This window comes from Cellvibrio sp. GW822-FHT04B05 (assembly GCF_058800985.1).
In genome coordinates, this window is the sequence record NZ_JBXAMU010000002.1 from 172,060 (window position 1) to 194,126 (window position 22,067).

The following is a 22,067-nucleotide window of genomic DNA, read 5'->3' on the forward strand; positions in this document are numbered from 1 at the left end:
GCCGCCTGAACGTCATCGGATAACATGAGCCAACACAGCCAACACCAAGCCATTATGTTTGCCGACGTCTCCGGAAGTTCGGCGCTGTATAAGCGGGTGGGCAACGAAGAAGCCAAAGCGATTATTGATGAAGCTGTGCATTTTATGACAGCACTGACCATTGTTCACGAAGGAACGCTGGTTAAAACAATCGGCGATGAAATTATGGCGCGTTTTACGGAGGTCAATCAGGCCTGCGAAACCGCCATTGCCATTCAACAACGCAGCATTAAAGAACCTCGCCTCAAGGATTTAGGGATACGCATCGGAATCGCTTATGGCGAGGTACTAATTACCACCAATGATGTTTTTGGCGATAGGGTTAACGATGCCGCGTGTGTTGCGCGCATTGCCCGCGCCAATCAGATTGTACTCACACAATCCGTTGTAGATGTGCTTGGAAGCACCTTGCGCCACGATTGCCAAATGTTTGATCGCATCAACATTAAAGGCGAAACCGAGAAGACGTTGATCTATCGCCTGGAGTGGGAGCACTCGGGGAAAGACAACCGCGCTACGATGGTAATGCCCATTCACGATGTCACCCGTTTCGTTGATAAATTTCAATTAGAATTGGTGTTGAATGACCGCACCATCGGCTTGTTACCGGAACAAACCCCTTTTCAGATCGGGCGCGACCCGCACAAATCACAACTGCTGATCGAAACTGAGTTTGCCTCGCGTGAACACTGCCACATTGAATTTCGTCGCGGCAAATATGTATTGGTCGATCATTCAACCAATGGCACCTACGTATATGTTGATGAGCAGGCGCCGATTTATTTGCGCCGGGAAGAATTGCCTTTACAAGGCCAGGGATTCATTGGCCTTGGTCAAATCGTTACCGCCACTACGCCTTGGGCGCTGCATTTCAGAGTGTGAAATTACCCGTCATGGATACAACAACAATCGAATACTCAACTCCCGGGTTGCTGCGCCGATTTGCAGCGATGGTGTACGACAGCTTGCTACTCATGGCTATCAGCATTTTATATGGTGCAATTATGACCGGGATTAACGTAGCCATTAAAGGAGTGCCTGCAACAGGAGAACGCATCACTTGGGGAGCATTCGGTGTAGTCGTTTTTGTCGGCTGGATAATAACGATCGGCTACTTCTTTTGTTATTTTTGGCATAAATCAGGGCAAACACTGGGAATGAAAACCTGGCGAATGAAAGTCGTCAATAATGACGACCTCAATTGCCCAAGCTATACGCAATGTATTATTCGCTTTCTCTGCGCTCCATTTTCGCTCTGTCTGTTAGGCATCGGCTATTGGCTGATGTACACCAACCCCGAACGCCAAACATTGCATGATAAAATCAGCAAAACACGGACATTGCTGCTTGTAAAAGAAGTAAAAAAATAATCGGTTTTATCTCGCCCTGTTGAGCAAATAAATTCCTAATGCGATACACAATACGATTGGAATTAGTACTGCGATTAGCGGCGGGAATCCAAATACCAAGCTGGATGGACCGAGCAGTTTTTGTAGTAACAAAAAGCAAATACCAAATACCACACCGGTAAAAATCCGCTGCCCCATTGTTACACTACGCAATGGACCAAAGACAAATGAGATAGCAATTAATACAAGAGCAGCTGTTGCGATTGGCTGCAAAAGTTTTTGCCAGAAGGCCAAGCTGTAATTGCTCGCTTTAAGATTTTGCGCTTCCAGATAATTGGTATAGTAATGCAGGTTGCGCATGGAAATATCTTCTGGTGCAAGCACAAGAATATTGAACAACTGCGGTGTTAACGGTGTTTCCCAACGACGCGTTGCCACTAATTCATTCTGCACAGCATCGTCATTCAACACGGTAATTGAGATATCTTTTTCCTCCCAATAACCATCCTGATAAACCGCTTCTTTGGTAAAACTGGCCGATTCCAATTGGTGTTGGTCGTTAAACTTGTAACGTGTTAGACCGTAAATAACCCCGTTGGGTAGCACCGCGCTGACATACATAAATTCATTGCCTTCACGATTCCACACTTTTTGCGGCGCCTGCTGGGTGATGTTGTACTTTAGAAAATGCCGACGGTTGTCGGCCATTTGTTCGGTGTAGGGCGCAACAAATTCACCCAACAGTAATGCGATAGCAATGAACACCAAAGCGGGACGCAAAGCAATCCAGGCAATACGTTTTACCGATACACCGGCAGACCGCACGATAGTTAATTCGCTAGTACTGGCTAGCAGACCAAGGCCGGCAAGGCATCCAATCAAGCAAGCGTAAGGAATTAAATCGTACAAACGGCGCGGTACGGTGAGTACCATATAATAAAATGCTTCCGGTGCGGTGTATGTCTGGGTTACTTTTTCCAGTTGGCTAATCAAACCGAAAATAAAATCCAGAGCAATAAAGACCAGCAATGTCAGGGCGATGGCGAGAAAAACCGTGCGCGATATATAGTTGGTAATTTTACGCATGGGCAGCCCTCGTCGATTTGGAACGCGAGTGCAATAACGCCTGCCAATTCAACATCAATAATGCAATAACCAAAAATGGTATATGTACAACCCAAACACCTAACCACACAGGTAGATCACCCTTTGCAATAGCACCGCGCGCATTAATCAGAAAGACGAGATAAAAAATATAAATCAAAATGGCAGGCAACATTTTTAAATAGCGCCCTTGGCGAGGGTTGGTTTTACTCAGCGGCACAGCAAGTAAAGTCGCAATCAACACCATGAGCGGCATAGAAATACGCCATTGCAATGCAGCTTTACTTTCCAAATCATTTGCCCGCAATAATTGAGCGGTCGTTTTACCGTCCGCTTCGCTTTCAAATTCCGCTTCACTGGTTGTGGGAGGTAAGTAGCGCCCCCACTCGTTAAAGCGGGTAATTTTAAATTCTCTCGTTCCTGGAATACCTTCATAGCGATGGCCGTTATGCAATACCAGATAACGTTGGCCATAATCCGGGATATAGGCTTGCTCACCGGTTTCAGCTACCACAATACTGGAATTGGTTTGGCCATCCTGCTGTGCAACAAATACCTTTTCCAAACGTTTGTTGTTGTCACTTACTCGCTCAACATAAGTCATGATGCGCCCCTGCCCTATGGCTTGGAAACGCCCTTCCTGCAAGCTTTCAAATTCGCTGCGGTTGCGCTGCTCCGCGAGTGTTTGCTCGGTGAGCTGCGCCCCCAAGGGACTCAACCAAAAACTAAATGCCGCCACAATAAGCGCGACAAATGCAGCAGGCACCAGTGTAATCCTCACCAATTGCCACTGGCTCATTCCGGTTGCCGATAAAACGACCATTTCGCTTTCGATATACATTCGCCCATACGCGAGCAAAATCGCCAAATAAAATCCGAGCGGTAAAATCAGTTCGAGAAGATTGGGCATGCGGTAGGCGATGATGGTGAAGAGCACATCAACCGCGAGTTTGCCTTGCGCGGCATCGTCGAGGTAATTGCTGAATTTCCCCGAGAGGAAGATGGTGAGCAAAATCGCGCTCACCGCCAAACTGGTGACTAACAAATCCCGGGAGAGATAACGAAAAATAATCAAAGTGATAATCCTGTCATTCGATATTAGCGACTGGCATGTACAAAATTTATCCAGCTTTACCGCCAACATCTATAGATACGCAGCGCAGGTGTAACTAGTGACTTGCGTTAAGCGACAAGGTTCCGATTTTCACCGAATTTTGCCGCCATGCCCTGCGCGAATTATGGCATTATCACGCACCGCGCCCGATTTGTCTTGAGCGAATTTTCCTCCTTTTTTACCAAGGACTTTCTATGACCGCCGCCAAAGCCTCTGCAAAATCTGCCAAACCTGCGACTATCAAATCCAGCCTGATCCAATTCTCTGCCAAAGCGATCGAGCCCATCAAGCAAGCGACCCAATGTTTGGTCGTCGCCAGCTATGAAGGTGTAAAACTCTCGCCGTCCGCAAGCGCTATTAACAGCGCCGATGCGCAGCAGTTGGAAGTACTGCTCAAGCGCGAAGGCTTTCAGGGGAAAGCAGGCCAGAGTTTGCTGTTGCTGAATCCGCAGGGCATCGCTGCAGAACGCCTGCTGGTATTGGGTTTTGGTGCGACTAAAGACGGTCACGTAAGCGCTGACAACTATCGCCGCGCCGTGCAAAAAATCGCCGATGCATTGCGTCCGACAACCTGTACCGAAATTACATTGGCATTGGCAGAAGTCAGTGTCGATCAGCACAGCACTGAATGGCAGGCACGTCTGGTCGCAGAAAGCCTGAGCCTGCTGGATTATCGTGCGGATAAACTGAAAAGCAAACCCGCCGAACTCAGCCTGCAACTGAAAAAAGTTATTTTTGGTGCAACCAAGGCGCAAATTGCCGGCGCAACTAAAGGCCTGCTACTCGGTCAAGCGATTACCAAAGGCGTTAATCTGGCACGCGAACTGGGCGATTTGCCGGGCAATATTTGTACTCCGACTTACCTTGCCAGCGAAGCCAAACGCCTCGCCCACAAACAGGCAAAATTGAGCGTCAACATACTCGAAGAAAAACAGCTGAAAGAATTGGGCATGGGTTCTTTCCTATCGGTCGCTGCCGGTAGCGACCAGCCAGCCAAATTAATCGTGCTGGAATACAAAGGCGGCAACAAAAAACAGGCTCCCATCGCATTGGTTGGCAAAGGGATTACCTTTGATACTGGCGGTATCAGCCTGAAACCCGGCGCAGCCATGGATGAAATGAAATATGATATGTGCGGCGCTGCAAGCGTCTTGGGCACCTTCCAGACTCTGCTGGACTTACAACTGCCGATCAATGTGGTTGGCGTGATTGCCGCTACGGAGAATATGCCCAATGGCAATGCCACCAAACCCGGCGATATTGTGACTTCCATGTCCGGCCAAACAATTGAAATCCTCAATACTGACGCCGAAGGCCGCCTGGTGCTCTGCGATGCACTCACCTACACCGAGCGCTTCAAGCCTAAGGCTGTAGTCGATATCGCCACCCTGACCGGTGCCTGTGTAATCGCGCTGGGTAACCACGCAACCGGTTTGTTCAGCAATAACGACGATCTCGCCAAATCCCTGCTGAAAGCGGGTGAAGAATCAGCTGACCGCGCCTGGCAATTACCGCTTTGGGACGATTACCAAAAACAACTCGATAGCAATTTTGCCGATATCGCCAATATCGGCGGCCGCGAAGCGGGCAGCGTAACGGCGGCCTGCTTCCTGTCGCGCTTTGCCAGGAAATTTGCCTGGGCACATCTGGATATTGCCGGTACCGCATGGCGCTCCGGCGGTGCCAAAGGTGCGACTGGCCGGCCGGTCGGTCTGCTGGTGCAATACCTGCTGGATCAGGTTTGATCGTGACGCAAGTTGATTTTTATATTTTGCCGGAAGCAACCAGTGATGCCCGGTGGTTGTTTGCCTGCCGCTTGATCGACAAAGTGCAGCGTTTGGGCGTGCGTGTATTGGTTGCCATGGACGATGAAACGGACGCTCACGCATTCGATGAGTTGCTCTGGACGTTCAAGCCGGAAAGTTTTATCCCACACCAGCTGATCAATGGCGACAAACCCGCCCCCGTGGAAATTACCTTCACTCCGGACGCTGGCGATCATCAAGGTTTATTGCTTAACTTGAGCAAGACCACCCCGCCCTACTTCAGTCGCTTTGAGCGCTTGAGTGAAGTGGTGATTCAGGAACAACAGAGTTTGCAATCCAGTCGGGAGCGCTTCAGCTTTTACAAAAGCCGCGGCTATCCGATTGAAACTCGAAAGTTGTGATACGAACACACAAATAATACGATTGTCAGGTATGCATCATGGCCAATGCGAATAAGACCAAAGCCGAAATATTGCAGGAGCTGGAATCAATAAAGGGATTATTACTGGAAGAGGATGACATTCCGATTCTGCAGGATATGGAAGATGAGGATGAAATTCTCAATGAAGAATTCCATTCCGAATCACCAACTCTGTTTTCCCGACACGAATCCGTTTTGCCGGGGCAAGGTTTTTTATTTGATGAGCTAAATCCGCTCAAAGTATCTACTTCATCCGAAGACCGCATAACACGTAGCGAGACCAGTATTGCCCAACAATTACAGCAGAAGGTTTCGGCTGTACATGAACAGGGAATCGCACCTTCATCGCAAGACACCAAAAAACCGGGCTTCGCATCGCATCTGACCAGCGATACTCATTCAACCGCACACCAATCGCAGCGCACGCTTGCCAAAGCCAGTGGTGAAAATCCATTTTTGCCCCAGCATATTCGCGAGCGCCTGCACGGCAATAATCCGCCGCCGTTGTTTGAATACGAAACTGCGAAAAAAATTATCAGTTCCACCAAAAATATTGCGCATAAAACTAACAAGCCACGCCAGTATTTGGTAGAAGAAGTGATGCTCAGTATGATGCCGCAGATTGAGCGCGAACTGCGCCATCGCCTGTTTGCGATGAGCGTGGAAGATTTGGAAAAGTTATTGAATGAAGATGAAGATTAAATCGGTAGCGATTAATTAGTCGCTAACTCACCTCGTTGTCGCCGCCAGTTCACGCGATGTTTTTACTTTGCCGAATGCCCATATCGCGATAAATACCAGCACTATATTCACCAAAAATACCTGGTGATAACCGTAATAATCCGCCACTAGCCCTACCATTAGACTACTCAGCAAATTGCCCACGTGAGTGGTGTTGGTGTAGAGCGCGGAGGCGCCGCCTGACCGCCCAGGCATTAAATCCTGAATGACCGAAATACCTAAGCCTGCTAATACACCGATAAAAATTGCGTTAAAGATTTGCAGCACAAATAAATGCCAAAGTTCAGTCGCAAAATACACACCGACGTACAAAAGCAACGCTGCCACACCAGCGCAGCGAATCAAACTGATCAAACGAAAACGGCTGGCATAATGCCCGGCCAATAACATAAAAGGCACTTCCAAGGCTGCCGTAGTGCCCATCACCCAGCCCATCCATTGTGCTTCCAAATGCAAGTTATCTTTCAAATGGATTGGCAAACTGATGAGATAGGCATTATTCACACCCCACAACAATGAAAATGCAATCGCACACAGCCAGAGTGACTGCTTAACGCCTGGTGATAGTGCCGGTAACCCAAGCTGTTCACCGGCAGGATTTACCGGTTTATTTTTCTTGGGCAGGCGCGGTAATAATTTAAAGCTCGCCAACGCGACAAGCACATATAAAACCGCGGCGATACCATAGCTCACATCAAAACCGAAATAGGTCGCCAATAAGAATCCGGCTGGCGGACCCGCAACCCAGGCGAAAGCAATTTGCGCACGCATGATCGCGTTAAACAATGGAATGCGCTCGACAGGAATTTCTGCCTCGGCGTAATCCAGGCTGTAGGCCATGATTTGCGAGAATGAAACCATCGACAAACTGAGTAAGAAAATCGCTGTAAATGCCACCAACCAATAATTGCGCGATAGCGCAAAAATCACGCAGGCCACAGTACCGAGCAAGCAACAAAAAGCGACCAGCGGACGTCGGTCAGCAAGTTTATCGGACCAATGCCCGATCCAATGGTTGTAGGCAATGCTCGCCAATGCAATCCCCGCGAATGCCAAACCGACCAGTAACGGCCGCACCGCAATTTCTTTGGCGAGAAACAGGCTAAAGGTCGGCAACACTAAAGCACCGACAACACCAGCGGTAAAAAACAACAGGTATAAACCCAGTGCAATCGGACGAAATAAGGGAGAGGACACACTCAATACCGCAGGGAGGGACAAGCGCGCATCATAGCTGAAACCGGTTACGTCCAACATGGGGAGAAAGCGGATTAATGCTTTTTAACCACCAGTTCGGCCGTTTATTAACTGACTTATTTAAGGGTGGTCAGTGTGCGCTTTCTGTATAATCGCCCGCAATTGCACCCGAGGATCTGCCCAATGCAATGCATTAGCATTCAAATACAGCCCAAACATAGCCGCGAATTTGACCGCGACCAATTCCTGCAACGGGTTCGCGTCATTCGATCACCTGAGGTAGATGCAATTGAAGAAAAAGGAAAACTCTATTTAAGCTTCAATTTTTTCACCGAGTTTCCGGCGCAACTCTGGCAGGAGTTAAGTGCTGCGCTCTACCAGGACGCCGCCTACGGCGCAGTAATCGCCCCGATTTCTGTGGCTATTTGCGAAGGTGAAACCGACGACGAATGCTTATTGCTGCACCACTTTGATTCCAGTGAACGACTGGATACGTTTTAAAAATCCCCCAGAGCACATCATGTCAACAATTAACTGGTTCCCCGGCCATATGCACAAGGCCCGCAAAGAAATTGCGGAAGTTATGCCCCATGTGGATGTGGTCATCGAAGTCATAGACGCACGCATTCCTTTTTCCAGCGAAAACCCGCTGGTGCCAAGTTTGCGTGGCGATACTCCGCTGATTAAATTATTGAACAAAGCCGATTTGGCTGACCCTGCAATTACCGCTATGTGGGTTGAAAAGATGGAGCAGGAAGCTGGTGTAAAAGCCCTTCCTGTAAGCCAGCAACGTCCTGAGCAAATCCGCAACCTTTTGAACGTCTGCACCAGCCTGGTCGGTGAGCGCCAGCGCGAATTGCGTCCGGCGCGTGCCATGATTATGGGCATTCCCAATGTCGGCAAATCAACCATCATTAATACGCTTGCCGGACGTGTCATTGCAAAAACCGGTAACGAAGCCGGCGTGACCAAAGCGCAACAAAAAATCAAATTGGAAAACGGCATCTTGTTGACCGATACGCCGGGATTTTTGTGGCCAAAATTATCGCCACCCTCCTGCGGTTATCGTCTGGCGATTACCGGTGCGATCAAAGATACCGTGTTTGATTACGCTGATATCGCCCTCTACGCCGCCGAGTATTTACTCAAAGCTTATCCGGATGCATTGAAAAAACGCTATGGGCTGGATGAATTGCCTGAATCAGATTTGGAACTGCTGGATGCCATCGGCATAAAACGCGGCTGCACCCGCAAAGGCGGTGGTGTAGAAATCCAGAAAGTATCGTCAATATTAATTACCGAATTGCGTGCAGGCCTACTCGGACCGATCAGCTGGGAAACGCCGGAAATGACGCAACAGGAAGTAACGGCTGCAAAAGCAGACGACGAAAAAAAGCGCATCGAAAAAGAAGAAGCTGATCGCATCCGCCGTTTGAAAACCAAAAAAAATCGCCGCTAAACGGCGATTTTTTTATCGGTGATACCAATTCATTTACAACAAACTGCGCACATAATCAGCGAGCGCATGCGGCTCAAGCGTATTTGCTAACTCGTCTGGTAATTTCTTAACATGCCACACCACAGTCCAATCCAGATACTCGCCCGGTGCCAGCAAAACCGATGCGCCCTGCTGCTTCATCTCGATAAAAATATGCTCGACATGGGCAAATATTTCGATCTCGCGCTCACCGTTGGCGATTGCCGCTGGCGGGCTATCGGTAAACTCTTTTACCAGTAAATAGCCTTTATCAACATAGGCAAACCAGCCTTCTCTACCGTCTTGCATAAGCTTGTGATGATCAGTACGAATCTTTTTAGCGTCGTACTGATACCAGGTCAATTCATCAATAGTTTGCGCATCGAGCGGGTAAAAAATCCCGCTGATAGGTTCTCCATCGCCGCGCGGATAAAACAAACTACCGGACGTAGGTAAACGGGTCACCTCAAGCGGCGCAACACTTTTTTCATGGTCGCTGTAATTGGTGATGCGATAGGTAACTGCAATCCGGTCATCGCCCGAAGGAATATAAGTCTTGGTGAATTGGTAACCGGTTTTTTTATCGATACCGCTGGTCAACACCAAACGGTCAGTGTCGGAACTTAGCGTGTAAGGTTTGCTGTCCAGTGTATCAATAGGAGGCCAGCTCCATTCCGCTTGCGGACTTGACCAAAACACAGTGCCCCAATCGGTAATCTTGTCGACATCGGCAATGCCTACCAGGATTTCGTGATTATTAAATTTCAGCGAAGAAACACGAGCCCCCACCTTCGGCATAATCTCCATGCGGAGGTTGCCCTGCTTGATAAACAGATGTGAACCATCCTGCTTACAAAATACTGGCAGTTGCTCAACCTGTTTGGACTTGCCACACCCGAACAAAGCCACAGATATGGCCAGGAATGCGATCAGGGAATAGCGTTTACTCATTGTCTATCATAATCCTCTAGCAGCAAGGTGACCGTGATTGCAGCAAACTCTCATGGCGAACACGGCATGGGGCTCACTTGTTACGGTTTTTTTACAGGTGTACCAGTGTACCCACTTTTGATGGCAGCAACCATTTGCCGCGAGGTAAAGCCTAGTAAAGCAAAGTAAATAACTTGCGCTGAAACTCAATTGCCAAAGGATCACCTTTGCCTAGTGCTGCAATAATCACAGTAAATGTTTTACGTGTCTCACCCTCGGCAAAATTGCGCTCAGTGCGAATGATTTCCAACAAGTGTTCAAGCGCCGGTCTATATTGCGTCTCTTGATAATATTGAAGCGCAAGTTGATAACGTACAGTTAAATCCTGTGGCGATTTAGCATAAGCTTCTTCCAACGCTGCAAGCTCCGGTGTTTTAGCTGCCTGTTTTTGCAACGCAATTTTCGCGATTAATTGCTCATAGTGCGCATCTTGATCAGCCATTTTGATCGTCGCCAATAAAGCTTCTGCGTTATCAAGCCGGTTAAGTTCCACATGCGATTGCGCCATCAGTAACGCAATACTTGCCAGTTGCTGCGAGGCATCATATGCCTGACGCAACAGTGGTAATGCATCAGCAAAATTTCCCTGTGCCATCAGCGCTTGTGCCTGCGCAAGCGGAGCCTCCCAAGGTTTAGGCAAATACTTGGCCAACACTTCACGCACTTGAACTTCCGGTAAAGCGCCAGTGAAACCGTCAACCGGCTGGCCATTTTGCATAATCATTACCGTCGGCAAACTGCGCACACCAAATTGCGATGAAATCATTTGCTGGTCATCTGCATTTACTTTGGCAAGCAAAAATGCACCCGCATATTCGGTAGCGAGCTTTTCCAAAATGGGCATTAAATTTTTGCATGGGCCACACCAATCTGCCCAAAAATCGATCACGATCGGACGATTAAATGATTCATCAATTAAAAATTGTTGCGCATTGTCGAGCGTAATGTCGACGATTGATAACAAAGGACTATTCATTCGAGTTACTCCATTTCACGCAAACTAACCGTTACATTATCGGTTGCAGTAGAAACATAAGCGATTGATTCGGTAATAGTGACGGTGAGGTTCATAGTTTTGTCGGCCAGTGCTGTGAGTGACTGCAATTCATCTGCCGCAAAATGATGGATATTCACCTTAGGCAGCGCACGAATGGCGGCGCTGTTGGTTTTCCACCACACATCCATACCACGGCCATAGCTAAATACCTTCACCGATTGCGACTGGCCTGATGCCTTTTTTAACCGATCCGGTGCCGGCTGCCCTACTTCGATCCACTCGAGGATAGTGCCGTTGTCGTGCTTCAACCATAAATCCGGCTCTTCCATCGACGAGAGGCCCTTGGTAAAGGTTAAATTTTCCGCAGCGCGATAACAAAAGGCTAGAATGCGCACCATCATGCGCTCGACTGTTTCGGAGGGATGCAAAGCGATAGTCAGGTTAAAATCGCCAAACACATTGCGATCCATATCCGACAAGCTCAGGTTCGCTTTATAAATAGTTGCCTTCACTGCCACAATTTTCTCACTTAATCAAAGCTAAATAATGTCCGATACTTCATTTGAAATACCGCAAAAATTCGAATTCACCGTTACCCAAGCCGAACAAACCGCATTGGATTTGTTGGCAGAAGGCACGGGGCTATCCAAGCAACGCATTAAGGATGCAATGAATAAAGGCGCCGTCTGGTGGACACTGAAGGGCAAAACATTGCGTCTGCGTCGCGCAACCAAGGTTTTGCATAAAGGCTCAAGGATCCAGTTTTTTTACGATGAGCAGGTACTCTCGCGCAAACCTGAAAGCGCCAATTTGATTTACGATGCAGGTAATTACAGTATCTGGTTCAAACCCGCCGGTATGCTTTCGCAAGGTTCACAATGGGGTGATCACTGTAGCATTTTACGGTGGGTTGAAGTGAATGGCCAACCCAATCAAGGGCAACGGCAGCGGGAATGTTTTTTAGTGCATCGCCTTGATGCCGATGCGCAAGGGTTGATTATCCTCGCACACGACAGCCAAAGTGCCGCAAAATTATCTACTTTGTTCCAGGCGCGTGATATTTGCAAATTTTATCAGGCTTGGGTAGTCGACGATTGCGACATACCGGCAAACGGTATGACACTGGATTATGAACTGGATGGTAAATCGGCAATTACCCACATCAAAAAAATGCGCGTAGAAAATAATAAAACCTTATTGGATGTGCATATCGAAACCGGCCGCAAACACCAGATTCGTCGCCACCTCGCCAATATTGGCCACCCGATTGTGGGCGATAGACTTTATGGCACAAAAGCCAGCGCCGGTTTGCAGCTACTGGCTTATCGCCTGGAATTTGTTTGCCCTAATACTAAACAACCTGTCACGATTGAACTGCCAAAAGAAATGCAGTTTAAATAGTAAATAAAAATATATTGCAATCGAAAAAAATCCCCACTGGCCTAGCGGCAAGTGGGGATTTTTTATTCAAGGTCTAACGCTATCAATTACATTGGTTATTCAACGCACATGCTTTAATAGCATTTGAGAAAGCATAACCCGTTAAATAATCTTCCCAAGTAGACCACGCCATAACACCACGCAGATCAGGATAGGTTTTTGCTGGTTTGTAACCGCTACCGCAATCACCGGAACGCAAACAACGTATTGCTGCTTTCACAACAGTAGGGTTGGTATAACCGCTACCCGCTGCAGATGGTGAAGTAGATGCAGGCAAACCAATCACAACTTTGTTAGCAGGCAGGCCCAGATAATTTACCCCAGTGCTACCAACTGGGAAGCCTTCAATTAATGCCTCCGTCCAAGCTACCAAACCGTCTTGAGTCGAAGCATTATAGAACTGGCCATTTTTGCCAGGCATGGAACCGGTGTTGTAGTACTGCATTTGGACCCAACTGATATCGTCACGCAGTGCATTCATCAATGGCAAATAAACACCCCAATTGTATTGACCCAACCAGTTATTTGGAAGGTTAGCGCCAATGGTGTGCGCAGTTTCAGGAGCCATGGTCAACAGGAAGCTCGTACCATAACGCGCTTTCAAACGTTTGATCGCACGCACCAGATAATCCGCAGAATATTGTGGGCTGGTTTGGCTGATTTGCGCGTTTGGATTGGTATGCAAGCCTTTTTCGGTATCGATATCAATACCGTCCAAACCAAATTGATCTTTAATCGCGATGAAAGAATTTACAAAATTATCTTCATGTGTCTGGTTATTCAGCACAAAAGTCGCATTAGCTCCACCGATCGACAGCAATACTTTTTTGCCCGCGGCTTTTGCTGCAGTAATTTGTGCTGCGGTTGGATTGTTTTGAACTCCACCGTCATTACCGAGATAGAGTGAACCATTTGCGTTGATTGATGGGAATGAAATATTCAATACCGTGTAATTAGGAATTGTCGCTGGTACTTCCAACGGCCAATGCCAGTTTTCCCAATAACCCACCAAATCCCTACCGTTATTAGTCACAACCGAACTACTGCTTCCAGATGAAACGCTGGAGCGTGATGTGCTAACACTGGATGAACTGGAGGAAGGTACCAAGCTGCTGGAACTGGAGCGTGATGTACTAACACTGGAAGTACTAGTACCAGGGCAGTTGCCGCCAGCAGTCCAGGCTTGTTGCCAGTAAGTACCGGTACCAGGTGCATAGGCCCAGGTAGCTGTTGATGCACACCAACCTGGAACCTGGCAGGTGTAAGCGCCACCAGCATTAGTTACCACAGCACCAGCCGCGTAATTAGTGCCCGCAACAAAGGCCGGACAAGAACCCACGCTACCAACGGACGAAGAAGAAACACTGCTCGGCGCTATTGAACTCGGGGTCGACGAACGTGAACTGCTCGGTGCCACTGAGCTTGGAGCAACACTGGAAGTCGCACCATCACAAGCACCATTGTCAGTCCAATGCGCCCATTGACCTGAGGAAGTGGTCGGGTTGTTAGCCTGCGTCCAATAATTAGCGGTATAGCCGCGGTTCAAATGCTGGACCTTGTTCCCTTGGGTATAAACACTGGCACTATTCCATTGCGCCAAACCAGAACAATTTACTGCCAACACTTCAGTTGACAGCAAGGACACACTAAGTAGTGCTCCCAGCGAGATTATTTTTTTCATCGACGTTACCTATTTAATTATCGTTAGTTAAGGATGAATGACTGACGAATAACAACAAACCTTTCTCACCGTCGTTAGTTGCTACGCAACACCAATATTCGTCAGTCAGCGATTGTCAACGTTGTCATTTGCAAATACACAGAATCCGGTACAGTAAAAGCGACATCAATATCGAGGGAAATTTCTGGTACAGGCGGGAGAACAACTTACATCAAGACAAGCGACTGGGAAGGAGAATAAGTATATCTTTTGTGCAATGCAAGCGTTTGTCGTATAAAAACACGAACCAACTACCATTTTGACGCTATAAAAAATGTCAAAATGTGAACCAATATTTTTTATCCGAAAAAATCGCATTAAAGCATAGAATAGTACAGACAAAAAAATAGCGCCTTGAAGGCGCTATTTTCTGTTTCACTGTTATTCCGGACGCATGTGCGGAAACAACAATACATCGCGAATCGACGGTGCATTGGCGAACAACATGATCAAGCGATCAATACCAATCCCCTCGCCTGCTGTCGGTGGCAGGCCGTATTCCAGTGCGCGCACAAAATCGGCATCGTAGTGCATGGCTTCATCATCGCCTGCATCTTTTTCGCGCACTTGCTGCATAAAGCGTTCAGCCTGGTCTTCCGCATCGTTCAACTCAGAGAAACCATTCGCTAACTCACGACCACCGATAAAGAATTCAAAACGGTCAGTAACCGCCGGGTTGTCATCGTTGCGACGTGCCAGTGGTGACACTTCTATTGGGTACTCGGTGATGAAAGTGGGTTGATCAAGTTTATGCTCAACAGTTTCTTCAAAGATTTCGATATGGATTTTACCCAAGCCATAGGAATCTTTAACCTCGATACCCAAATCTTTTGCTGCTTTAGTCGCACCTTCAATAGTGCTTAATTGCTCGCGTGTGATTTGCGGGTTGTACTGCAATACCGAATCGAATACTGACAAGCGTGCAAAAGGCTTACCAAAATCATATTCACTGGTTTGATATTTCAGTGTAGTGCCGCCAGTAACGTCAACGCACAGTTTGCGCAACAAATCCTCAGTCAAATCCATCAAGTCTTTGTAATCAGCGTAGGCTTGATAGAATTCCATCATAGTGAATTCCGGATTGTGACGAGTGGAAACACCCTCGTTGCGGAAGTTACGGTTAATTTCAAATACGCGTTCAAATCCACCTACTACCAAACGCTTCAAATACAACTCCGGCGCGATACGCAGGAACATTTCCATATCAAGTGCGTTGTGGTGCGTAATAAATGGCTTGGCTGATGCACCGCCGGGAATCACATGCAGCATTGGCGTTTCCACTTCCATAAAACCACAACCGATCATGTAATTGCGGATAAAACTGATGCATTGTGAACGCAAGCGGAAAGTATCGCGCACTTCCGGGTTCACAATCAGATCCACATAGCGCTGGCGATAGCGAATTTCCTGATCGCTCAGACCGTGGTATTTATCCGGCAGCGGACGCAAGGATTTGGTAAGCAGTTGATACTCCTCCAAATTAACGTACAAATCACCTTTACCTGATTTATGCAGCGCACCTTTCACACCGACGATATCGCCGATATCCCACAAACCCCATTTGTCTTTAATAACCTCTTGCGCTGCTTTATCTGCATACAACTGGATTGAGCCTTCACCATCCTGCACAACCATAAAAGGGCCGCGTTTTGCCATGATACGACCGGCAACACTGACTACATGATTCAGCGCTTCCAATTCTTCTTTGGTTTTTTCACTGAATTGTTTTTGCAGATCAACGCTCTTGTCGCCGCGACGGAAATCATTAGGGAATGCATTGCCCTTTTCGCGAATCGCAGACAGCTTTTGACGGCGCTCTGCGATCAATTTGTTTTCGTCATGCACTTGTGCATCTGGCTGTGCTGAATTGATTTCGTTGCTCATAGTCTTCACTGTTTTGTAGGGGCGCTGCTTGCCGCGCCCTGTTGTTAAACATTAAGGCGCAGCAAGCGGCGCCCCTACATTAAAAATATTCTTGGGCGCAGCAAGCGGCTGCCCCTACATTACAAACCGGCCTTCAAGCTTTCGACAATAAATTGGTCGAGATCGCCATCCAATACTGCTTGGGTATTTGAGGTTTGCACGCCGGTGCGCAGGTCTTTAATGCGCGAATCATCCAATACATAAGAGCGAATCTGGCTGCCCCAACCGATGTCAGACTTATTATCTTCCATCGCTTGTTTTTCTGCGTTCCGCTTCTGCATTTCCTGCTCGTACATTTTTGCACGCAGCATTTTGTACGCCTTATCGCGGTTGGCATGTTGCGAACGCTCGTTCTGGCACTGCACCACAATGTTGGTTGGAATATGCGTAATACGTACAGCAGAGTCAGTTTTGTTGATGTGCTGACCACCGGCACCGCTCGCACGATAGGTATCGATGCGCAAATCTGCCGGATTGATTTCTATTTCGATATTGTCATCAATTTCCGGCGAGACAAATACCGAACAAAATGAAGTGTGGCGACGGTTGCCGGAATCGAATGGCGATTTACGCACTAAACGGTGAACACCGGTTTCGGTACGCAACCAACCGAAAGCATATTCGCCTTCAAAATAAATGGTGGCACTTTTGATACCAGCAACATCACCGGCGGACAATTCCTCCAGGGTCACTTTAAAACCTTTGGCTTCACCCCAGCGCAAATACATACGCAAAACGATTTCAGCCCAATCCTGTGCTTCGGTACCGCCTGAACCGGACTGGATATCAAGATACGCATTGTTCGCGTCTGTCTCGCCCGAAAACATGCGGCGGAATTCCAATACACCCAATTGTTTGTCGAGGCGATCCAATTCCGCTTGTACATCGGCAACCATGGACTCGTCATCTTCTTCCACGGCCATCTCGAGCAACTCGCGCGAATCGCGCACGCCGGTATCCAGATCATCGATGGTTTTTACCACCATCTCCAGTGATGAACGCTCACGGCCTAATGCCTGGGCGCGCTCCGGGTTATCCCATACGCTTGGCTCACCAAGGTCGAGCTCAACCTCTGCCAGGCGTTCTTTTTTAAGATCGTAGTCAAAGATACCCCCTAAGCACATTGGTGCGCTCAGCAAGGTCTTTAAGGGCATTTAATAAGGGATTGATTTCCATAATAGGTGCGAATTCTAAGAGGTTGCGCCTGTTAAAAAGGCAAGAAAAAGCGAGGCGCGCATTCTACATGAGATGGCCGATGAGGCCAAATCGCGTGCGGGCCTAATGAAGCCTGGCTAATACATCTGACCTCCACTGGCACAGGTGAAACTATTTTTCACTGCGGCCTTTACCGGGCTATCTGGGCACTCTTATACACCGAAGTAACCGGTAAAAAGCTCTCATCGAGGGCTTTTTGTTGTCGAATGAAAAGCTATTAATCGTCAGAAATTTCAATGTCCGGTAATGTCTGGTTATCAAGATTATAGAGCCACACATTAGCGCTCAGCTTGCGTGCAATTGCGCGGTATTTTTGGCTGATTGCTGATTCGGGATCCGCAGCCACTGAGGGCTTACCATTATCCGCATTTTCGCGAATCGATAAATTCAGCGGTAATGAACCAAGCAGTTCGGTTTGGTAATCACGCGCAATACGCTCGCCACCGCCCGCGCCAAAAATATGTTCTTCATGACCGCAGTTGGAGCAAATATGGATCGCCATATTTTCTACCACACCTAACACCGGCACATTCACTTTGCGGAACATCTCAATACCTTTTTTGGCGTCGAGCAGCGCAATATCTTGCGGTGTGGTCACAATGACAGAACCGGTTACAGGGACTTTTTGCGCAAGGGTGATTTGGATATCACCGGTACCTGGCGGCATATCGATGATCAAATAGTCCAGATTGTCCCAGCGGGTTTGCATTAACAATTGCTGCAATGCGCCACTAACCATAGGGCCGCGCCACATCACCGGGGTTTCTTCAGTCACTAAATACCCCATGGAAATCGACTGGATACCATGGGCGCTGATCGGCACCATTTGTTGCTGGCCTTGCTGCCCTACAATTTCCGGGCGACGCTGCCCCACGCCCAGCATTTGAGGCTGGCTTGGGCCGTAGATATCCGCATCAAGGATACCGACACGGGCGCCTTCTGCAGCTAATGCCAGCGCAAGGTTAACTGCCGTTGTCGATTTGCCCACACCACCCTTGCCCGATGCGACAGCAATAATGTTTTTAACGTGTGGAATAGCCTGTTGCGAATTTGCAGCGGCACTGGAAGGAACTTCCCATTGGATATCGACTGAGACTTGATCAACACCCGGCAATTCGCTCAGTGCTTGGTTAATCGATTGAGCCAAAGGAACGCTTACCGAGTTTGCCGGATAACCCAACCGTAATTTAAGGCTGACTTTATTGCCGAGAATCGTAATGGATTCAACACAATGCATGCTAAACAGATCGCGTCCCAACGTAGGTTCAACAATCTTGGCAAGCTGCGCTTCAACAATGGCGTGGGTGATAACAGACACAGGAATATCCTCTTAAAACAATAAACCACAGCACATGATGCCATGGTGGATCAATGCGGCGCACCCTAACAAAAAAGGGTGCCAAATGGCACCCTTTTTTGTTACTGGTCGAGTTAGTTTGCTTCTGCCAACTGTTCCAGCTCTTCACGATCATGCTGGTGATCTTTCGCCAGCAACATGTACACCGATGGCAAAACAAACAAGGTAAAGAACGTACCAATGGTCATACCCAACACCAATACGATCCCAATCGCATTACGCGCTTCAGCACCTGCACCGGACGCAAATATCAGCGGTGTATGGCCAGCAATAGTCGCCACACTGGTCATCATTACCGGACGTAAACGCAATGATGAAGCCTCGCGAATTGCTTCGAGTTTGGCCATCCCTTGCTCCTGCAATTTGTTGGCGAACTCCACTACCAAAATGCCGTTGCGGGCAATCAATCCCATCAACGTTACCAAACCTACCTGTGAATAAATATTCAAGGTGCTGGTAAATCCATTGGTAAAGAATGGAATCGGCATAGGTATCTTGAGGAAGGTGAACAAGAGCGCACCAAACATCGCCAAAGGTACCGAACCGGCAAGAATAACCAGCGGATCACGGAAGCTGTTGTACTGGGCTGCCAACACCAGGAAAATCATCATAATTGCCATCAGGAACGCTGGCAAAAAAGTATTCCCTTCGCGAATTAACTGACGCGATTCACCGGTGTAATCGATGGTGTAACTCTTCGGCAAAATTTTACGCGCTTCAGCTTCAACATGAGCCAGGGCTTGCCCCAATGGAACACCGGGAACACCACTGATTTTTACCGCGTTCAACTGCTGCATACGGTTGATCGTACGCGGCTCTGTGGTGTGACTGATACTGGCAACCTGATCAAGACGAATCAAGTTTCCATCAGGCCCGGTCACATAAAGGCTCGCCAAATCATCCGGATTTAAACGCTCTACACGCTTAACTTGCGGAATCACTTTGTAGCTTTGTCCAGCCATATTGAAGCGGTTGACGTAACCACCACCTAATAATGTGCCTACATCATTGGTCACAGTTTGCAGATCCAATCCAAGGTCCGCGACCTTCTCGCGATCAATACTGAGCTTGTAATCCGGCTGATCCACTTTTACATCCAGTGTCTGGAAATAAAACAGGCCAGACTTGACCATGATTTCCTGCACTTTCAGTGCGTAATCATAAATCTCTTTGATGTCCGCAGTAGATGCCAGCACAATTTCCACCGGGAACTGACCACCACCTGGCAATGCCGGAGGTGTAATTGGCAGAATTTTCACACCGGCAATCTCGGACAATTTCTGTTGCACATCCGGCATCATTTGGAAAACATCGCGATCACGATCGGCCCATGGCTTGGTAACCAAACCAGAGAAGCCGCCCGTTGGCATTGTCAGTTGGAAGGTAAAGTCGGTTTCCGGAATCGCCATAAAGGCTTCGTTAACTTGCTTTCCGTAATGCGATGATTGATCGACCGTTGAGTTAGCCTGTGCATCAACAATCCCGAAAATAACACCCTGATCTTCGGTTGGCGCCAATTCTTTGGGAGACATGTTGTATAACGGGAAACACAATAGGGTGATGCCGATCCAGAAAATATAAACGCCTATACGGTTCTGCAAACTGATTTGCAGTTTCTCACCGTACCAGGTGCGGAAACGCTCGAAGGGTTTTTCCAGCGGAGCTTTTAAACCGGTGTGCGGTTTTAACATGCGCGAACCCAACATGGGTGACAAAGTAATAGCCACAATGGCCGAAATAGTCACTGCCCCGGCAAGCGTAATCGCAAATTCACGGAATAACGAACCGATCAAGCCACCTTGCAAACCGATCGGGATATACACCGACGCCAGTGTGACGGTCATCGCCAAAATCGGGCCGGCCAATTCACGGGCAGAAACGATTGCGGCTTGAAATGGTTTCATCCCGTCTTGAATGTGGCGCTCGATGTTTTCCACCATTACGATCGCGTCATCCACTACCAAGCCCACACAGAGCACGATAGAGAGTAACGTCAGTAAGTTCAGTGAGAAACCGCAGACCTGCATAATAAACAGCGCGCCCACCAGTGAAAGTGGAATTGCCAATACCGGAATAATAACCGAGCGACTGAAGCCCAAAAACAGGAAGATCACGATCACAATAATCAACAGCGTTTCAGTGAGGGTTTTAATTACCTCATGGATAGCAGCATCAATATATTCAGTAGAGTCATAGGCAACCGTTCCCGACAAACCGGTCGGCAGTTCGGCTTTAATTGCCTCCATTTCTTTATTGACAGCTTTCATTACATCCAGGGCATTTGCATTAGGTGCAACCCATACCCCCATGAAAACTGCAGTGTCACCGGAGTAGTTAACCACTGTATCGTAGTTTTCTGCCCCCAACGCAATATCGGCAATATCACTCAGGCGAATAATCCCGTCGGCAGAATTTCGAATAATTAATTGCTTGAATTCATCAACACTTTTTAAATCTGTATCGGCGCGCAAGTTTACTTGCGTGTATGAACCGCGGGTCTGCCCTACTGCGGCCTGCACATTGTTTGCGGCTAATGCAGCGCGCACTTGTACTGGCGTTACATTCAATGCGGCCATGCGCTCAGGCTTTAACCAAATACGCATCGCAAACGTTCTACCACCCAAAACATCCGCTTTTTGTACACCTGCAACAGCTGTTAAGCGCGGCTGTATCGAGCGGGTTAAAAAATCAGTGATTTGGTTTTGTTCAAGAATTTCCGAACTGAAACTGATATATGCCGCCGCAAATTGTGAATCCGCCGCTTCAATACGAATCGCAGGCACTTCTGCTTCAGGTGGCAAATCACCACGCACCTGATTTACCTTGGCTGAAATTTCAGTCATGGCTTTCAGCGGGTCGTAGTTCAAACGCAAGTGCGCAGTGACGGTAGACATACCCATTGCACTTTGCGATTCGATGTAATCAATACCGCCAGCAGATGCAATTGCGCGCTCAATCGGTGTAGTAATAAATCCGCGCACTAATTCAGCGTTAGCACCGACATAAACGGTGTTAATGATAATGACGGAAATATCGCTGCGGGGATATTGGCGCACAGTCAGGTTACTGCCTGCCTGAATTCCCAGGATTAAAATAAGCAGACTCACCACTATGGCGAGTACCGGCCGCTTAATAAAAATATCGGTAAATTTCATAAGTTAGACTCATGGACTTTTTGGCTTATGGAGTAAATCGTCTGGTGTTCATAACTCGTTCC

At 47.9% G+C, this 22,067-nt stretch carries 19 protein-coding genes; 8 read left to right on the forward strand and 11 right to left on the reverse strand.

All coding sequences use genetic code 11. The features are described 5' to 3' along the window. The first annotated feature begins 24 nt into the window (after positions 1–24). Positions 25–921, forward strand: coding sequence for an adenylate/guanylate cyclase domain-containing protein (locus AC1RJL_RS06370; protein ID WP_492912064.1), 897 nt, complete (start codon positions 25–27; stop codon positions 919–921). Positions 922–932: 11 nt separating this feature from the next. Beyond that, positions 933–1,409, forward strand: coding sequence for an RDD family protein (locus tag AC1RJL_RS06375; RefSeq protein ID WP_492912066.1), 477 nt, complete (start codon positions 933–935; stop codon positions 1,407–1,409). 6 nt (positions 1,410–1,415) lie between these two features. On the opposite strand, the gene lptG is transcribed toward AC1RJL_RS06375, so the two are convergent. Further along, on the reverse strand, positions 1,416–2,474 hold the full coding sequence (lptG, locus tag AC1RJL_RS06380) for an LPS export ABC transporter permease LptG (protein ID WP_492912068.1): 1,059 nt from the start codon (positions 2,472–2,474) through the stop codon (positions 1,416–1,418). Then, entirely contained in the window at positions 2,467–3,567 is a 1,101-nt protein-coding gene (gene lptF, locus AC1RJL_RS06385) for an LPS export ABC transporter permease LptF (RefSeq protein WP_492912070.1), read from the reverse strand. The genes lptG and lptF overlap by 8 nt, the downstream gene beginning before the upstream one ends. A 233-nt stretch (positions 3,568–3,800) precedes the next feature. On the opposite strand from lptF, the gene AC1RJL_RS06390 reads away from it, so the two are divergent. From AC1RJL_RS06390 to AC1RJL_RS06400, 3 genes are read left to right on the forward strand one after another with little or no spacing between them, the layout of a single operon-like run. After that, the gene (locus tag AC1RJL_RS06390) at positions 3,801–5,351 is read left to right on the forward strand and encodes a leucyl aminopeptidase (protein ID WP_492912072.1); all 1,551 of its coding nucleotides are present in this window, start codon (positions 3,801–3,803) and stop codon (positions 5,349–5,351) included. A gap of 2 nt (positions 5,352–5,353) precedes the next feature. Further along, positions 5,354–5,773 (forward strand): DNA polymerase III subunit chi, encoded by a 420-nt coding sequence (locus AC1RJL_RS06395; protein ID WP_492912074.1) that lies wholly within the window; start codon positions 5,354–5,356, stop codon positions 5,771–5,773. A gap of 38 nt (positions 5,774–5,811) precedes the next feature. Then, positions 5,812–6,495, forward strand: coding sequence for a hypothetical protein (locus tag AC1RJL_RS06400; RefSeq protein ID WP_492912076.1), 684 nt, complete (start codon positions 5,812–5,814; stop codon positions 6,493–6,495). Between the two features lie 27 nt (positions 6,496–6,522). On the opposite strand, the gene AC1RJL_RS06405 is transcribed toward AC1RJL_RS06400, so the two are convergent. Next, positions 6,523–7,791 (reverse strand): sugar efflux transporter, encoded by a 1,269-nt coding sequence (locus tag AC1RJL_RS06405; protein WP_492912078.1) that lies wholly within the window; start codon positions 7,789–7,791, stop codon positions 6,523–6,525. A 123-nt stretch (positions 7,792–7,914) separates the two neighbouring features. Here AC1RJL_RS06405 and AC1RJL_RS06410 point away from each other — a divergent pair, with 123 nt between their 5' ends. Together AC1RJL_RS06410 and ylqF are read left to right on the forward strand one after the other, a co-directional pair. Beyond that, the gene (locus tag AC1RJL_RS06410) at positions 7,915–8,232 is read left to right on the forward strand and encodes a hypothetical protein (RefSeq protein WP_492912080.1); all 318 of its coding nucleotides are present in this window, start codon (positions 7,915–7,917) and stop codon (positions 8,230–8,232) included. A gap of 19 nt (positions 8,233–8,251) precedes the next feature. Next, positions 8,252–9,190: a ribosome biogenesis GTPase YlqF gene (ylqF, locus tag AC1RJL_RS06415; RefSeq protein ID WP_492912082.1), complete on the forward strand. Its 939-nt coding sequence runs from the start codon at positions 8,252–8,254 to the stop codon at positions 9,188–9,190. A gap of 33 nt (positions 9,191–9,223) precedes the next feature. On the opposite strand, the gene AC1RJL_RS06420 is transcribed toward ylqF, so the two are convergent. The 3 genes from AC1RJL_RS06420 to AC1RJL_RS06430 all read right to left on the reverse strand — a co-directional run bounded on the left by AC1RJL_RS06420 (position 9,224) and on the right by AC1RJL_RS06430 (position 11,713). Next, complete coding sequence (locus AC1RJL_RS06420; protein WP_492912084.1) at positions 9,224–10,159, reverse strand: YidC/Oxa1 family insertase periplasmic-domain containing protein; 936 nt, start codon at positions 10,157–10,159, stop codon at positions 9,224–9,226. Positions 10,160–10,310: 151 nt separating this feature from the next. After that, positions 10,311–11,174, reverse strand: coding sequence for a thioredoxin (trxA, locus tag AC1RJL_RS06425; protein WP_492912086.1), 864 nt, complete (start codon positions 11,172–11,174; stop codon positions 10,311–10,313). Between the two features lie 5 nt (positions 11,175–11,179). Next, positions 11,180–11,713 (reverse strand): YaeQ family protein, encoded by a 534-nt coding sequence (locus AC1RJL_RS06430; RefSeq protein WP_492912088.1) that lies wholly within the window; start codon positions 11,711–11,713, stop codon positions 11,180–11,182. Positions 11,714–11,741: 28 nt separating this feature from the next. On the opposite strand from AC1RJL_RS06430, the gene AC1RJL_RS06435 reads away from it, so the two are divergent. After that, complete coding sequence (locus AC1RJL_RS06435; protein WP_492912090.1) at positions 11,742–12,596, forward strand: RluA family pseudouridine synthase; 855 nt, start codon at positions 11,742–11,744, stop codon at positions 12,594–12,596. A gap of 82 nt (positions 12,597–12,678) precedes the next feature. On the opposite strand, the gene AC1RJL_RS06440 is transcribed toward AC1RJL_RS06435, so the two are convergent. The 5 genes from AC1RJL_RS06440 to AC1RJL_RS06460 all read right to left on the reverse strand — a co-directional run bounded on the left by AC1RJL_RS06440 (position 12,679) and on the right by AC1RJL_RS06460 (position 22,005). Beyond that, positions 12,679–14,316: a glycosyl hydrolase family 18 protein gene (locus AC1RJL_RS06440; RefSeq protein ID WP_492912092.1), complete on the reverse strand. Its 1,638-nt coding sequence runs from the start codon at positions 14,314–14,316 to the stop codon at positions 12,679–12,681. 420 nt (positions 14,317–14,736) lie between these two features. Beyond that, positions 14,737–16,239 carry a lysine--tRNA ligase gene (lysS, locus tag AC1RJL_RS06445; protein ID WP_492912094.1) on the reverse strand — a complete coding sequence of 501 codons (1,503 nt, stop codon included), beginning with the start codon at positions 16,237–16,239 and terminating at the stop codon, positions 14,737–14,739. A 119-nt stretch (positions 16,240–16,358) separates the two neighbouring features. Further along, positions 16,359–17,454, reverse strand: a protein-coding gene (gene prfB, locus AC1RJL_RS06450) for a peptide chain release factor 2 (protein ID WP_492912096.1) whose coding sequence is annotated in 2 segments (ribosomal slippage) — positions 16,359–17,381 and positions 17,383–17,454 — 1,095 coding nt in all. Because the reading frame shifts where the segments join, the coding sequence is not laid out codon by codon here. A gap of 256 nt (positions 17,455–17,710) precedes the next feature. After that, positions 17,711–18,811 carry an iron-sulfur cluster carrier protein ApbC gene (apbC, locus tag AC1RJL_RS06455; RefSeq protein WP_492912098.1) on the reverse strand — a complete coding sequence of 367 codons (1,101 nt, stop codon included), beginning with the start codon at positions 18,809–18,811 and terminating at the stop codon, positions 17,711–17,713. A 113-nt stretch (positions 18,812–18,924) separates the two neighbouring features. After that, entirely contained in the window at positions 18,925–22,005 is a 3,081-nt protein-coding gene (locus AC1RJL_RS06460) for an efflux RND transporter permease subunit (protein WP_492912100.1), read from the reverse strand. Positions 22,006–22,067 lie beyond the last annotated feature (62 nt).

What these genes read in the sequence shown, in the direction of transcription:
- AC1RJL_RS06370 (WP_492912064.1), top strand. Translation starts at nt 25, where the DNA reads ATGAGCCAACACAGCCAACACCAAGCCATTATGTTTGCCGACGTCTCC.
- AC1RJL_RS06375 (WP_492912066.1), top strand. Translation starts at nt 933, where the DNA reads ATGGATACAACAACAATCGAATACTCAACTCCCGGGTTGCTGCGCCGA.
- lptG (WP_492912068.1), bottom strand. Translation starts at nt 2,474, where the DNA reads ATGCGTAAAATTACCAACTATATATCGCGCACGGTTTTTCTCGCCATC.
- AC1RJL_RS06390 (WP_492912072.1), top strand. Translation starts at nt 3,801, where the DNA reads ATGACCGCCGCCAAAGCCTCTGCAAAATCTGCCAAACCTGCGACTATC.
- AC1RJL_RS06400 (WP_492912076.1), top strand. Translation starts at nt 5,812, where the DNA reads ATGGCCAATGCGAATAAGACCAAAGCCGAAATATTGCAGGAGCTGGAA.
- AC1RJL_RS06405 (WP_492912078.1), bottom strand. Translation starts at nt 7,791, where the DNA reads ATGTTGGACGTAACCGGTTTCAGCTATGATGCGCGCTTGTCCCTCCCT.
- AC1RJL_RS06410 (WP_492912080.1), top strand. Translation starts at nt 7,915, where the DNA reads ATGCAATGCATTAGCATTCAAATACAGCCCAAACATAGCCGCGAATTT.
- ylqF (WP_492912082.1), top strand. Translation starts at nt 8,252, where the DNA reads ATGTCAACAATTAACTGGTTCCCCGGCCATATGCACAAGGCCCGCAAA.
- AC1RJL_RS06420 (WP_492912084.1), bottom strand. Translation starts at nt 10,159, where the DNA reads ATGAGTAAACGCTATTCCCTGATCGCATTCCTGGCCATATCTGTGGCT.
- trxA (WP_492912086.1), bottom strand. Translation starts at nt 11,174, where the DNA reads ATGAATAGTCCTTTGTTATCAATCGTCGACATTACGCTCGACAATGCG.
- AC1RJL_RS06435 (WP_492912090.1), top strand. Translation starts at nt 11,742, where the DNA reads ATGTCCGATACTTCATTTGAAATACCGCAAAAATTCGAATTCACCGTT.
- AC1RJL_RS06440 (WP_492912092.1), bottom strand. Translation starts at nt 14,316, where the DNA reads ATGAAAAAAATAATCTCGCTGGGAGCACTACTTAGTGTGTCCTTGCTG.
- lysS (WP_492912094.1), bottom strand. Translation starts at nt 16,239, where the DNA reads ATGAGCAACGAAATCAATTCAGCACAGCCAGATGCACAAGTGCATGAC.
- AC1RJL_RS06460 (WP_492912100.1), bottom strand. Translation starts at nt 22,005, where the DNA reads ATGAAATTTACCGATATTTTTATTAAGCGGCCGGTACTCGCCATAGTG.